The following is a 13,028-nucleotide window of genomic DNA, read 5'->3' on the forward strand; positions in this document are numbered from 1 at the left end:
GAACCTGTTCGGGAGGCCTTCCTCAGAACAAGGCCGTCAGTGCCCAGACAACGATGGCCAGGGGCAAAAGCGCGGCAAGGGCAAACAACCCGTCCCGGGTGAGGAGAGAGAAGGCAATCAGGCAAACAGATGCGCCAAGAAGCGATGACGAGAATGGTACCAGTTCGAGAAAGGGCATCAAGGCGCCGAACAGGAGGCAGGAGAGCGGCAACAAGGCCCGAAGAGGTTGCCGGAAGAGGAACCGTGCTCTCGCGCGGGAATGTTTGTCGAGCCAGCGTGCGGCGGGCCGCAGCTTGTTCATCGCCACCCGCACCTTGTCGCCCTCAAGACTTTGCTGACCCAGCCAGTGGGGAAGCCAGACCCGGTCGCGTTTCATCAGCCATTGTGCCGCGATCAGGCAAATGGTCACTCCGCACAGGCTTGAAAACAGGGGAATGCCGCTCAGCGGTGTCACGACGGCGGCCGCGGGCACGATCAGCATCGTCGCAAATCCGGTTTTCTCGAAAGCGCCGACCACGCGGTCAAGCGAAACCTGCCCTTCTTTCGTGATGTCTCCGACCCTGTCGACAATGGACGTCAGGGGCCGGTCCAAGTCCGGATCAGCGGTCATGGTCCTGCCTGTTCCAGCGGCCGCAATTGGCGGCCACTGTTCTCTAGGGTGAAAAAATTCCGAGCCTGGTCTTGCAAGGCGCATCGTGGCAGGGACGTTCGGACGGTGGCGGCCGAACGCCCTGAGCGTCTGCGCAAGAAGATGATTATCTTCCGAAGACAAGTTTCTCGATGCGATCGACAGGATGATTGGTGAGATCCTTGTCGATCTCCGCGACGACACGGTCACTGACTTCCTTGTGCAGGCGCTTGCGGACCTGGCCGAGAACCGACGGGGCTGCGACCAGTACGATCTCGTCGAACTTGCCCTTGTGGGCGCGCTTGTAGAGCATCTGGGCAAGGTCCGCGGCGAAATCGTCTTCAGCCAGGGCATGCCAGTCGGCTTCCTGAACTGCACTTCGATGCCCCTGCGGTCCGTCGCTCAAACGACCGGGACGGTCAGCGGTCTGCTCGCGGTTGGGAGGGTTGTCCTGGGTTTCTTTCCGAAAGACCTTGAGGTCCGGCACGTGTTCCGTGCCCGCGTTGGTCAGGAACAAAGCCTTGGTTCCGTCGGCAACGACTACCCAACCATCATGTTTCAGTCGGATCGCATCCTTCATGTCGCACTCCTGCAGTTTTGGGTCCGTCTGGAGTGAACGCCGGAACACCGGAAGCGTTCCTGAGGATATCTGTGACAATTTCGACAGTTCGCAAGCCTACCGGTACGGGAAACGGATTGCGGGGCCTACCGGAAGAGAGCGCGGCGCCCTAAGTGAAGAGTGGTCGTGAGGAACAATGCAGAATTCCGTCCTTGAAAGGGAGAAGATCATGAAGAGACTTGCAATCGGGCTCGGTGCTGCCGTGCTTGCCCTCACAGGTGCCGTCGCCCAGGCTGGAGAAACTCCGGCACCGGACGGCGTGAAGCTCTACTTCGTAAACCTGAAGGATGGCGACACCGTCAAAAGTCCAGTGACCATCCAGTTCGGCCTCTCCGGAATGGGCGTTGCCCCCGCCGGCACGGAAAAGGAAAACACCGGACACCATCACCTGATCATCGATGAGAGTATCGAGGGCGAGGAGCTGAACGAAGCTATTCCGGCGGATGACAATCACAAGCATTTCGGTGGTGGGCAAACCGAAACCACGATTGAACTGCCAGCCGGTTCACACACGCTGCAACTGGTGCTGGGTGACTGGTCGCACATTCCGCACAATCCGCCGGTCATGTCGGAAAAGATCACGGTTACCGTGGAGTAGGCGGCAGCCAGCACCGGTCACCTTCCGGAACGAAAGACTTGTTGCGGCGTTGCTCTCTTATGCTGACCGACCCGCAACAAGGAACGACCATGGTAGACCGGCTTGCCGCAGAGATGGACCTCGGCTTCGGTGCGGTTCCGCTGGACGTTCTGGTTCTGCGGATGATTGCGGCCATCGTTCTGGGCGGTATCATCGGGTTCGAGCGGGAAGAGCGTGGCAAGGATGCCGGGCTCAGGACGCATATGCTTATCGCATTCGCCTCGTGTCTGTTTCTCCTGATCAGTCAGGCGCTTGCCGATCTTCCCTTTTCCGGGGCGAGCAACGTCAATGTGGATCCGCTCCGTCTGGTCGAAGCCGTGACGGCGGGCGTGGCGTTCCTCTCCGCCGGTCTGATCTTCTCCCGCAACGGCTCGGTGCAGAACGTCACCACAGGTGCATCAATGTGGCTGGCAGGCGCCATCGGCACGGCCTGCGGCGTCGGTCAGATCGGATTGGCAGGTCTTGCATCACTCATGGTGGTGATTGTCCTGGCTGTCATCGGCCGCCTGCAAAGCAAGCTTGGCCCCCGGGCCCGGGACAGCGCCCCGGACGAGGGAATGAGCGAGAGATCTGACAAGCTTCGCCACGCGCAGGCACACGGCCATCGCGAGGAAGGATCCATGTGATGACGATCAGGCGTTGCCGCGTGTCTCGAGCAAGCGGCGCGCGATGACCTGAGCCTGAATTTCCGCCGCACCTTCGAAGATGTTCAGGATGCGGGCGTCGCACAGGACACGGGAAATTGCATATTCCAGAGCAAAGCCATTGCCGCCGTGGATCTGCAACGCATTGTCCGCCGCGGCCCATGCAACGCGGGCACCAAGCAGTTTCGCCATGCCTGCTTCCAGATCGCAGCGCTTGCCGGAATCCTTCTGCCAGGACGAGAAATAGGTCAGCTGGCGGGCGATCATCAGTTCGGCAGTCATCATGGCCAGCTTGTCGGCAACACGCGGGAAGTTGACCAGTTCCTTGCCGAACTGGACGCGTTCTTCGGCGTATCTCAGGCCCAGGTCCAGTGCAGACTGGGCGACGCCTAATGCGCGGGCAGCGGTCTGGATGCGGGCGCCTTCAAAGGTCTGCATCAGTTGCTTGAAACCTTCGCCCTCGACCTGGCCGAGAAGGTTCTCGCCCTTCACCTCGAAGCCGTCGAAAGCGATTTCATATTCCTTCATGCCCCGGTAGCCGAGAACTTCGATCTCGCCGCCGCTCATGCCGTCTGCCGGGAAGGGCTCCTCGTCGGTGCCGCGCGGCTTTTCCGCGATGAACATGGACAAGCCCTTGTAGCCGGGTTCATCCGGGTTGGTGCGGGCCAGCAGGGTCATGATATCGGCACGGACCGGATGGGTAATCCAGGTCTTGTTGCCGGACACCTTCCAGACGTCGCCGTCCTTCACGGCGCGGGTCTTCAGCGAGGCAAGGTCCGAACCGGTATTGGGTTCGGTGAAGACGGCAGTCGGCAGGATCTCGCCGGATGCGATTTTCGGTAGCCAGTGCTGCTTCTGCTCTTCCGTTCCGCCGCACAGAATGAGTTCCGCCGCGATTTCGGACCGGGTGCCGAGCGAGCCGACACCGATATAGGCGCGGGACAGTTCTTCGGAGACGACGCACATGGCCTCCTTGCCAAGTCCGAGGCCACCATATTCTTCTGGTATGGTGAGGCCAAAGACGCCGAGCTCGGACATCTGCTCGATAATCTCAAGCGGAATATATTCGTTTTTCAGATGCCACTCGTGCGCGTTGGGCACGACGTTGTCTTCCGCAAAGCGGCGCATCTCGTTGCGGATCTGCTCCATGGTCTCGTCCAGACCTGGGTCGCCGAAGGTGGAATGGCCCGCCTGGTCGCGGATCAGGCGGGTGATCTCGCTGCGGATTTCCGGACGGCTTCCGGTATCGATCAGCGACAGGATTTCGGCTGTTTGGAAGCCAAGAGCTTCTTCGGAAGAAACGCCAAGATCCGCCAGGCGAACGATTTCACCCTGGTTCATCGGAATGCCGCCGAAGATCTGCGCGAGGTACTCCGCAAATCCGAGCTGGACGATGTAGTCCTCAAGAGCGCCGTAGCGGCCTTCCGCGGTCAGACGTTTCGCGTAGGCATCCAATTGGCGCAGAGACTCCACATAGGTTGCGAACCAGGCCAGTCCGTGGGTTGCCCTTTGCTCTTCTTCCATCAGGCGGGAGGAGATGCGACCATCCTCGCTCACGCGGTCGCGCACCCGCTGCGCTGCAAGATTGAGCAGATGATCGAGCGTGGCGACGGCAACTTCCGTTCGCTCGGTAAGGCTTGCGGGTGTTTCTGCGGCCGGCAGGGCTGCGGTGGACATGGCGATCTCCGTTTTCATTTGTTGCGCAGCAGCGCTTCTTGTTGAAGCTATGTTGCGTTGCACACCCTCATTTGTCGAGCGTGAATTTATAGACCTTTTGGCGGATGCGGTTTTCACTACCCAGGCTTGACGAATTGTGTCAGCGCAGGCCACATCTTGGGTCATGAGCGCCAGACAGACAGTTCTCGTGATCTACGCCGTCCTGAAAGACGCCATCGGTCACTTCGCCCGGGATGACGGCTTTGCAATGGCCAGTCACGTGGCACTGTCGGGGTTGTTGGCGATATTTCCCCTGCTGATCTTCATCGCCTCGCTCGCGGCCTTTCTCGGCATGACTGGCGCTGCCGACACGGTGTCGGAACTGCTGTTCGATGCCTGGCCGGCAAGCGTTGCATCGCCTGTCGTGCGGGAAATCCAGAATGTCCTGACCATTCGCCGCGGCGACCTTGTGACCTTCGGCGCCGTTGCCGCTTTGTGGTTTTCCTCCAACGGGGTGGAGGCGCTGCGCACCGCGCTCAACCGGGCCTACCGGCAGCATGAAAACCGCTCCATCGTGCTGTTGCGGCTGCAATCGATCGGGCTTGTGCTGCTGGGTGCCGGCATTCTGCTTGCCTACACGTTTCTGGTGGTTCTGGCGCCTCTCGCCCTCGAGGGGCTAAAGGTCTTCGTGCCGCAGGTCGAGACTTTCCTGCTGTCAATCAACGTTGCCCGATACACACTGGCCGGATCGCTGCTGATCATCGGCCTTTTCATCACCCACTGGCTGCTGCCGGCGGGGCATCGCACTTTCCGCGACCTTTGGCCTGGAGTGCTCGCCACACTGTTCATGTGGATCATTGCCGGCAGTGCCTTCGGCGCCTATCTCGCCAGCTTCGCCAATTACGTCTCCACCTATGGCGGTCTGGCCGGGATCATGACCGCGCTGATCTTTCTTTATATCTGCGCGCTCGTGTTCATTCTGGGTGGTGAACTCAACGCCGCAATCTCCCGTCAACGGCGCTACTGGCGCCGCCGTCAGGAGCAGCTTGCGCTGGCGCTGGACACCGAAGCCTGACCGGATTTTCAGAAAGGCGGCTTCCGGGGACCAACCCTAGCTCCTTGCTGGCTTCTTGCGGATGGTCAAGACGGCGCTGATGACCAGAACCATGCCGCCGATCTGAACCGGCGTCAGGGATTCACCGAACAGGAAATAGCTTTCCACCGCTGTTGCCACCGGCACCAGATAAAAAAGGCTTGCAACCTGGGAGACCGCGCCCTCGCGGATCAGCAGCATCAGGAGCAGGATCGCGCCGACGGACAAGACCAGCACAAGCCAGGCCATCGCAAAGATCAACTCACCTGACCAGGTGATCTGCCAGCTTTCGGTCAGGCTCAGCGGAACGGTGACAAACAACGCGCCGACATACTGCCAGACAGTTGCCGCCATGAGGTCGGTGTGCTGTACGAAACGCTTCTGATAGACCGTTCCCAGGCTGATGGCCGCAACGGAGATGAGGACCACGAATATCGTCACCGGCGTGATGCCCGATCCGGCAAGGTCGAGTTTCGGACCAAGAACGAAGGCAAGACCAATCGCTCCGATGGCCATGGCGAGCCAGTGTCTGCGGGAAATGGTTTCGCCAAGCAAAGCCACCGCGATGAGCGCGGTCAGTACGGGTTGAAGACCGACAATGATCGAGGACGCTCCAGCCGGCATGCCCTGTTTGATTGCCCAGAACACACCACCGAGATAGATGCCGTGAACCAGCATGCCGGTGAAGATGCAATGGGCAATGGCAGCGGGATCTTTCGGCCAGGACTTCGACAAGAACATCGCCAGCAGAATCAGCACCGGCAAAACCGCAACGAAGCGGACCGTCAAAAACACCATCGGATCGATGTAGGGCGCGCCGAGTTTAGAACCGACGAAGCCCGTAGACCACAGCAAAACAAAAATGGCCGGTGCGGCTCTGGCGAGGAGATTCAATTGCAGCCTCAATGACAAAGTCGAAGATGACGCAAGGTTAGATTGCGTCGAGTCGGTGGGGTTACACGCATGTTAACCGTAAGTTGGCATTTATAGTCAAATATACGGCGCAAACATGAGTGTTCGAACGTTCTGTCGTGAAAGAAACGCAGGCCAGAAGCGCGAACACTTCCAGATCGATCAACTCATGGATGTAAACATCGACCCCGATGGCACATCCGTTGATCCAGGGGACATACGCTGGTGGCCTTCAGATCTCAATCACCTTTTCGGATCTTCGCGAATTTGTCAGTCAAAGCCAGAATTCTGGCCTTGAGCCTTTTCACCATTGTTGGGCTCCTTGCGATCGGCGGTGTCTTCTTCTGGAGCCAGGGTGAGCTCAATTCGGCCTTCGCGCGCATGAGCAGCAGTTCGACACTGGCCGGACAGGTCAGCACACTGTCGGAAAGCGCCGCGGCGCTGCGCTCGATTGAAGAGCGTTACCACAGCACGCCATCCGTCGAGACGTTCCAGAGTTTCAACGCCAAGCTTGAAGAAGCCAGCGCAGTTCTGGAGACGATCGCAACCAACCCGGCAGCAGCGGCCTACGCTTCGGAAATCGCCGACGTCAAGGATACGCTGGAAGGCACAAGAGGTGCTTTCGAGATGCTGGACACTGCCCAGCAGATGATCGGGTATGACTCTACGCAGGGCTATCTGGCGGGGCTCAACGAATATGCAGGGGCGGTCAAGCATCGCCTGTCGGAAGAGATGAAATTCGGCGGCGGGCCGGATTTCGAAAAGCTGGCCCGCGCGATCCTGGCCGTTCAGCTGGCGGAACGGGAGTTCACGCTCAACAATACCGAGGCGGCGCTGGAAGTTTTCCAGGGCGAGTTCAACGATTTCGAAAAGCTCTTGAAGAAAGTCTACATCTCCGACGCCATCAAGGCGGAGCTGGCCGACAACATGGCCAAATACAAGACGACTTTCGACGATTACACAGTCGCCAAGACAGAGCGGGGCGAGCATTCGAAACTGCTGGAAAACCTGTTTGAACTTGTTCCGCCGCACATCGCTTCCCTCAGCGAAGCCGCCAACACCACTCAAGGTGAAGCCGCCGGTCAGCTTGAGATGGCCCGGTCGATCGCAACCTATGCAATCGGCGGGGCTATCGTGGTTCTGCTTCTGCTGCTTCCGGCCATCGCGCTTGTGATCGGCCAATCGGTGGCGCGTCCGCTGGCGCGTCTGCAGTCGGCCATGGAAGCCCTTGCCAGCGGCCAGACCGACCTCGACCTGCCGGACGACAGTGGCAGCACCGAGCTTGCTTCGATGAGCCGCACGGTTCAGGTCTTCCGTGACAACGCGGTCGAGCGGGCTGAACTTGCGGCCTCGCAGGATCAGGAAAACCGGCGGCGCGAAGAACGCGTTGCCCGTCTCGATACACTGATCGGCCGGTTCGAGGGGACCGTGTCCGCAGCACTCGACAGTCTTGACCGAGCCAACGGCGAACTGCGGCAGACGTCCCAGTCGATGGAACAGTCGGCCGACGATGTTGCCAACCAGTCCGGGGAAGCAGCCGAAGCGGTGCGCACGGCGGCGGAAAACGTCACTTCCGCAGCTCATTCCGCGGAAGAGCTTGCCGCGTCCATCGCCGAGATCGCCGGCCAGGCCAACAAGTCGACGGAAGTGGCCCAGCAGGCGGTGCGGAGTGCATCTTCAACGGTTGCCACCATGCAGGAACTTTCCAGTGCGGCAGACCGGATCGGCGAAGTCATGGGGCTGATCCGCGACATTGCCAACCAGACCAATCTGCTGGCGCTGAACGCGACCATCGAGGCTGCCCGCGCGGGCGAAGCAGGCAAGGGGTTTGCGGTGGTTGCTGCCGAAGTGAAGCAGCTTGCCGACCAGACCTCGAAAGCCACCGAGGATATCGCGACCCAGATCGAGGCCATCCAGGGGTCTTCCGGTCAGGCGGTCCAGGCGATCGAGGACGTCAACCGGATCATCTCCGACATGGAGGGCCTTGCCTCGGCTGTGGCGTCGGCCGTGCAGCAGCAGGACGAAGCCGTTCAGGCGATCTCGCACAACGTTTCCAGTGCCTCGGCGCGGTCCGAACAAGGGGTGTCGAGCATGGAGGCCGTCGGTTCGGCTGCCGAGCTTGCACGGTCCAACGGTTCCGAAGTGGAGCACCTCGCAGAATCGCTTGGCGAGCAGGGCGCGTTGATCCGGCAGGAAGTTGCGGAATTCCTGCAAGGCGTGCGCAGCGCCTGATCCCGATCCGGACCGCTTGAAACAAAGAAAATCGAAAAAAACGCCGTGTCCGCACCGACGCGGCGTTTCGCCATTCTGGCGGCCTGCGTTTCTTCGTGCTAGCCATGCACTCAAACGATCGGCCGGCACACCATCCGCCGGACCGGCCAAGCGCAAAGAGGGCGAAGCGGAATGCAGGAAGACATCGTCATCATCGGAGCAGGACAAGCCGGAGCCCAGGTCGCCCAATCCCTGCGGCAGGGCGGATTTGAAGGCCCGCTGCGGCTGATCGGCGACGAACCGCATCCTCCCTATCAAAGACCGCCGCTTTCCAAGAAGTTCCTGGCCGGCGAGATCGGCGCCGAAGGCTTGTGGCTGCGCCCGCCGGCTTTCTTCACCACCAACAATATCGACCACATTCCCAATACCAGAGTGGTTGCGATCGACCGTGGCGCGAAGCGCCTGACACTGGCAAACGGCGATACGCTGCCGTATGGCAAGCTGGTTCTGGCAACGGGCACCAATGCCCGGCTGCTGACGCTGGAGGGTGCGGACAAGAAGGGCGTGGTCACGCTGCGCTCGATTGCCGATGTCAACGTGATCCGGGACATTCTGCAAAAAAGCAGCAATGTCGCCATCATCGGGGCCGGGTACATCGGTCTTGAAGTCGCTGCCGTCGCCAAAAGCCTGGGCAGGTCGGTCACCGTAATCGAGGCGCAGGATCGTCCGATGAAGCGCGTGGTCAGCCAGGCGGTCTCCGACTATTTTTCCGGCCTGCACAAGGCCCGTGGCATCGAATTGCGCCTGAATACGGGCATCGAGGCAATCGAGGGTGGTGACAGTGTCACCGGTGTCCGGTTGTCGACAGGCGAGACGGTTCCGGCGGAGCTGGTTCTGGTTGCCGTCGGTGCAGAGCCCAATGATCACCTGGCCGCAGAGGCGGGCCTGGAGGTCGATAACGGGATCCTGGTGGATGGATGCGGCCAGACCAGCGATCCTGACATCTTCGCGGCGGGTGACTGTACGCGTTTCTATTCCAACCGCTACCAGCGGTCCGTGCGCATGGAAAGCGTCCAGAACGCCATCGACCAGGCAAAGGCGGTTGCCCAGGCGCTGCTGGGTCAGGAAGTCGATTACGACCCGTTGCCGTGGTTCTGGTCCGATCAGTACGACATCAAGCTGCAGATCGCCGGTCTGTCGGAAGGGTATGACGACACAAAGGTCGTGGGTTCGACCGACGACAGCAAGTTCTATGTCGCCTACCTGCACGATGGCCGGCTTATCGCCGTCGACAGCATCAATTCACCGCGCTCGCACATGATGGCCCGCCGGGTAATCGGTGAGCCGTGGCGTGATGATCTGCTGCCGGAAGCCTGAACAACAGGTTTCGATTGGATAGGTGCCGGCGGGCAACAGGAGGGCGAAGCACTTCCATTGTCCGCGGTTAGCGCCTGCTGTTATTCGACCTTGCCGAATTTCTCCATGAAATAGGCGGTCATTTCCTTGTTGCGGTCGTACTGGTGCACGATGGCATAGGGCTGCTTGTCGAAGGTTTTGACCAGCCCGTCCTCGAACACCGGCACGGTTTCCCGCGGCATGCAGAACCCCGGCGCGTCCGGACCGACATTCGCACTGACCGCGTGCAGCAGCCAGGGAACCTGCCAGTTCACCTTCTCGGCCTTTTCCTTCCAGCCGCAAAAGGTCAGCAGCTGGTTGAAGGCGGCCTGATCACCGCTGCGTTTGGTCTGGTCGAAGTAATAGACCGCCAGCATGAAATCCATCATCGCCTCGTAGCGGCCGGCGAAATAGCCAGCGCAGCACACGGGAACCTTGGCCACACGGTCATAGGCGTGGCGGCCGTAGGTTTTCAGGACGTTCCGGCGGTTCCAGGGGTCTTCATGGGTGATGCTTTCCTCACCGATGAGGAGATCCTTGCCCGGAGCAAGGTTTTCTTCCATCCAGGCGAACGGGTCCGACTGGAAGATGACGTCCCGGGCATCCGAGAACGCGACGAAGCGCACAGGTTCGCCAAGCGCATCGAGATGCTGTTTCACCAGGTGACTGGCATGGAAGAAGCGCCGGTCGTAGATCTTGTCCTTGAAGCGCAGGACGCGCTTGTTCCAGGTCCAGCGCCTGTCGGTGTAAAGCTTGCCGCCATCGGTATGGTCGGCGATTTCTTCCCGAAGCTGCGAGTAGGAATAGCGCTTCTTGCCGGCGTCATGATCGAAGGTGATGACGAGCGAGCCCATGTGCTTCATGTAATCAACAAGGGCTTCGCTGACATTGTAAGCCACCGCGACTGTCCGGCCGCGATACCCCGTTGCCTTCAGGGAATTGTACCAGGCAGCCATGTGTTTCGGCTCATAGCCCGACACCGCCGTGACGATGACATCGTTGGCTGCTGACATTTCGGCTGACATGCGTGCTCCGGCTCGGTTCATACAGGCCCCGCCGTCCGACCGGCCGGGTTTCGGCCTGCTACCTATCCCAAACCGCGCCGGGGGGCCAGATCACGGGGAAATTTTCTGGAGTTCCAGATGTTGGTTCGCGTCAGCAGCCAGCGTTCTGAAGGATGAGCCGGGTCACTTCCTTGGGCAGTTCCAGATGCAGCATGTGACCGGTTCGTTCGAAAATGTGCGTGGCAACGACGCCCGGCAGCTTGTGGGCCTGGCGCGTCGGCAGGACACGATCCTGTGTGCCCCAGAGGACCTTGATCGGTATGGGCAGGGCTGCCAGTTCGTCGCGCGGCAGGGTCTTTTGAACGCTGCCGTCGATGATCTCGTCCGCGATTGCCTCCAGTGTCGCGGCCGCGCCCGGGCGCGCGCGGCTTTCGGCGGCCGTCCTGGCGAGGAATTTCGGCAGTTTGAACTCCCAGCCGAAGAACTGCTCCAGCAGGGTTTCCATGGTGTCGGCATCCGTTGCGGCCGCATAGCGACGCAGCAGGCGGTGATTGATTTCGGAGCCGAAGCCGCCCGGTGCCAGCAAAGTGAGGCTGGCCACCAGATCAGGATTGCGCAGGGCAATCAGCGCGGCCACTGCGCCGCCCATGGAATGGCCGACCAGATGGACCTTCGTCAGCTCGAGCGCTTCCAGAGACTGCCCGACAGCTTTTGCGGAAACCCCCGCATTGCCAATCCGCGGCCAGTCCAGCGCCTCGCCGTGCCCCGGCAGGTCGAACGCTATGGAGCGTTTCTTCGAGGCCAGTGCCGTCTGTATGTTGAGCCAGGTTTGCCGGTCGCCACCGAAGCCGTGCAGGAGCACAACCGGAGCGCCGTTGTCAGGGCCGGTGGCTTCCTGGTCTCTGAAAGGCAGATGGGAAGGGGCGTCGGGACGTAGATCGGTCATGTCGGTCTTTGCTTGTCGGTGGGCTGAGGAAATACCTGCCGGACGGGAGGCGTTCAGAAAAGCCGGTCCAGGGTAAACAGGGGCTGGGGGTCGGTGAAGCCGTTCAGTTCGAACGACCCGGCCGGTTTAGATCTTTCGCTGGCGAAGCGGGCGACGTCTTCTGTCATCAGAACGTCGGCGCCGACGGTCTTGGTGAGGCTTTCGATCCGTGCAGCCGCATGGACCGTCTGGCCGATCACCGAAAAGGTGAGCCGGTGCGGAACGCCAATATTGCCGAACATGACGGAGCCGACGGACAGGGCGATGCCCGCCTTGAGAACGTGTGGCAGCGCCGGGTCGGCGTTGATCGCTTTCAGACGGTTCCGGCTTTCATCCGCGGCCGACAGTGCCTGTGCGACCGCCTTGTCCAGGCTTTGCGCGCCTATGGGAAAGACGCCCAGAACGGCATCGCCGATAAAATCGAGCACTTCGCCGCCTTTTGCCAGGATAGCACCGGCTGTCGCGTCGAAATAGGTGTTCAGAAACGAAAGGTAGGCATCGGGACCAAGCAGTTCCGCAATCGCGGTCGAATTGCGCATGTCGCTGAAATAGATCACCGCATCGACTGTCTGGCCGTCGCCATGGCGGATCTGGCCGCTGAGCACCTTGTTGCCGGCGATCTTGCCGAGATACGTCTCTGCGATCGTCTGGTTGATCTGCCCCTGAATGGTGGCGCGCGCGGCCAGGGCAAAGCGTTTTTGAATGTAGCGGATTGCGGTCAGGGCATCGTCGGAGAAGCCGTCGGTTTCCCGCGTTGCCCAGCTGATCACGATGCCGGAGGTGGCGATCTGGTCCTTGATGGTCGGCAGGTCGAATTCGGTCGCGATGACGATGTAATCGGAGTACCCGCTTTCCTTCAGCCGAACGAGCAAGGGAAACTCGAGCGGGGCATTGGCATTCGTGAGGCGCCGTCGCAGGACGGATTCCTGGTTGACCAGCACGGCACGGACGGGGCTTTGCAGCCACTCGTCTGTTTCTTCGGCATTGTGGGCAATCTGCTCGCGCTGGATTTCGGTGCCGTTTTCCCAGATGGCGGCTTCCGCCTCGATCAGGGGATGAAGGGTCGACCAGCCGATCATGGCGCGGTCCACAGGAACCTCGCATGCGCGCAGGCGCTCGCACATCTCTCCGAACATCGACCCCAGATCGGGCGAGCCAAGAGACTGGTCGATCAACCAGTCTTCCACGCCGTCGATTTCCGCCATACTGATCATGGCGCCAAGTTAGTGTTGTTTTCGTCCGGT

Annotated in this window: 12 protein-coding genes; 5 read left to right on the forward strand and 7 right to left on the reverse strand. The window is 60.5% G+C overall.

The window, feature by feature from the left end; genetic code table 11:
- Positions 1-22: 22 nt before the first annotated feature.
- A complete protein-coding gene (locus tag ACP90_RS03305) occupies positions 23-610 on the reverse strand; it encodes an exopolysaccharide biosynthesis protein (RefSeq protein ID WP_023002959.1) in 588 nt (195 codons plus the stop codon).
- 145 nt (positions 611-755) lie between these two features.
- Positions 756-1,208, reverse strand: coding sequence for a host attachment family protein (locus ACP90_RS03310; RefSeq protein ID WP_023002960.1), 453 nt, complete (start codon positions 1,206-1,208; stop codon positions 756-758).
- A gap of 208 nt (positions 1,209-1,416) precedes the next feature.
- Between ACP90_RS03310 and ACP90_RS03315 the strand changes: the two genes are divergently transcribed.
- Positions 1,417-1,845, forward strand: coding sequence for a DUF4399 domain-containing protein (locus ACP90_RS03315; protein WP_062491303.1), 429 nt, complete (start codon positions 1,417-1,419; stop codon positions 1,843-1,845).
- Positions 1,846-1,934: 89 nt separating this feature from the next.
- Positions 1,935-2,510: an MgtC/SapB family protein gene (locus ACP90_RS03320; protein ID WP_208993443.1), complete on the forward strand. Its 576-nt coding sequence runs from the start codon at positions 1,935-1,937 to the stop codon at positions 2,508-2,510.
- Between the two features lie 6 nt (positions 2,511-2,516).
- Here ACP90_RS03320 and ACP90_RS03325 read toward each other — a convergent pair whose 3' ends face one another.
- On the reverse strand, positions 2,517-4,205 hold the full coding sequence (locus ACP90_RS03325; protein ID WP_062491305.1) for an acyl-CoA dehydrogenase family protein: 1,689 nt from the start codon (positions 4,203-4,205) through the stop codon (positions 2,517-2,519).
- A gap of 163 nt (positions 4,206-4,368) precedes the next feature.
- Here ACP90_RS03325 and ACP90_RS03330 point away from each other — a divergent pair, with 163 nt between their 5' ends.
- Positions 4,369-5,259 (forward strand): YihY/virulence factor BrkB family protein, encoded by an 891-nt coding sequence (locus ACP90_RS03330; protein WP_023002964.1) that lies wholly within the window; start codon positions 4,369-4,371, stop codon positions 5,257-5,259.
- Between the two features lie 36 nt (positions 5,260-5,295).
- Here the strand turns inward: ACP90_RS03330 and ACP90_RS03335 are convergent, their stop codons facing one another.
- On the reverse strand, positions 5,296-6,132 hold the full coding sequence (locus ACP90_RS03335; protein ID WP_062491308.1) for a DMT family transporter: 837 nt from the start codon (positions 6,130-6,132) through the stop codon (positions 5,296-5,298).
- 351 nt (positions 6,133-6,483) lie between these two features.
- Between ACP90_RS03335 and ACP90_RS03340 the strand changes: the two genes are divergently transcribed.
- Together ACP90_RS03340 and ACP90_RS03345 are read left to right on the forward strand one after the other, a co-directional pair.
- A complete protein-coding gene (locus ACP90_RS03340) occupies positions 6,484-8,421 on the forward strand; it encodes a HAMP domain-containing methyl-accepting chemotaxis protein (RefSeq protein WP_208993445.1) in 1,938 nt (645 codons plus the stop codon).
- A gap of 171 nt (positions 8,422-8,592) precedes the next feature.
- Complete coding sequence (locus ACP90_RS03345) at positions 8,593-9,777, forward strand: FAD-dependent oxidoreductase (RefSeq protein ID WP_062486773.1); 1,185 nt, start codon at positions 8,593-8,595, stop codon at positions 9,775-9,777.
- A gap of 80 nt (positions 9,778-9,857) precedes the next feature.
- On the opposite strand, the gene ACP90_RS03350 is transcribed toward ACP90_RS03345, so the two are convergent.
- From ACP90_RS03350 to ACP90_RS03360, 3 genes are all read right to left on the reverse strand, one after another.
- Entirely contained in the window at positions 9,858-10,820 is a 963-nt protein-coding gene (locus tag ACP90_RS03350) for a hypothetical protein (protein WP_062486775.1), read from the reverse strand.
- Positions 10,821-10,950: 130 nt separating this feature from the next.
- Entirely contained in the window at positions 10,951-11,745 is a 795-nt protein-coding gene (locus ACP90_RS03355; protein WP_062486777.1) for an alpha/beta fold hydrolase, read from the reverse strand.
- Between the two features lie 53 nt (positions 11,746-11,798).
- Positions 11,799-12,989 (reverse strand): adenylate/guanylate cyclase domain-containing protein, encoded by a 1,191-nt coding sequence (locus tag ACP90_RS03360; RefSeq protein ID WP_208993446.1) that lies wholly within the window; start codon positions 12,987-12,989, stop codon positions 11,799-11,801.
- Positions 12,990-13,028 lie beyond the last annotated feature (39 nt).

The sequence above is a fragment of the Labrenzia sp. CP4 genome (assembly GCF_001579905.1).
GTDB lineage: Bacteria > Pseudomonadota > Alphaproteobacteria > Rhizobiales > Stappiaceae > Roseibium > Roseibium algicola.

Excerpts from the sequence above, each read along its gene's own strand:
- ACP90_RS03305 (WP_023002959.1), bottom strand. The coding sequence starts at position 610 with ATGACCGCTGATCCGGACTTGGACCGGCCCCTGACGTCCATTGTCGAC.
- ACP90_RS03310 (WP_023002960.1), bottom strand. The coding sequence starts at position 1,208 with ATGAAGGATGCGATCCGACTGAAACATGATGGTTGGGTAGTCGTTGCC.
- ACP90_RS03315 (WP_062491303.1), top strand. The coding sequence starts at position 1,417 with ATGAAGAGACTTGCAATCGGGCTCGGTGCTGCCGTGCTTGCCCTCACA.
- ACP90_RS03320 (WP_208993443.1), top strand. The coding sequence starts at position 1,935 with ATGGTAGACCGGCTTGCCGCAGAGATGGACCTCGGCTTCGGTGCGGTT.
- ACP90_RS03325 (WP_062491305.1), bottom strand. The coding sequence starts at position 4,205 with ATGTCCACCGCAGCCCTGCCGGCCGCAGAAACACCCGCAAGCCTTACC.
- ACP90_RS03330 (WP_023002964.1), top strand. The coding sequence starts at position 4,369 with ATGAGCGCCAGACAGACAGTTCTCGTGATCTACGCCGTCCTGAAAGAC.
- ACP90_RS03345 (WP_062486773.1), top strand. The coding sequence starts at position 8,593 with ATGCAGGAAGACATCGTCATCATCGGAGCAGGACAAGCCGGAGCCCAG.
- ACP90_RS03350 (WP_062486775.1), bottom strand. The coding sequence starts at position 10,820 with ATGTCAGCCGAAATGTCAGCAGCCAACGATGTCATCGTCACGGCGGTG.
- ACP90_RS03355 (WP_062486777.1), bottom strand. The coding sequence starts at position 11,745 with ATGACCGATCTACGTCCCGACGCCCCTTCCCATCTGCCTTTCAGAGAC.
- ACP90_RS03360 (WP_208993446.1), bottom strand. The coding sequence starts at position 12,989 with ATGGCGGAAATCGACGGCGTGGAAGACTGGTTGATCGACCAGTCTCTT.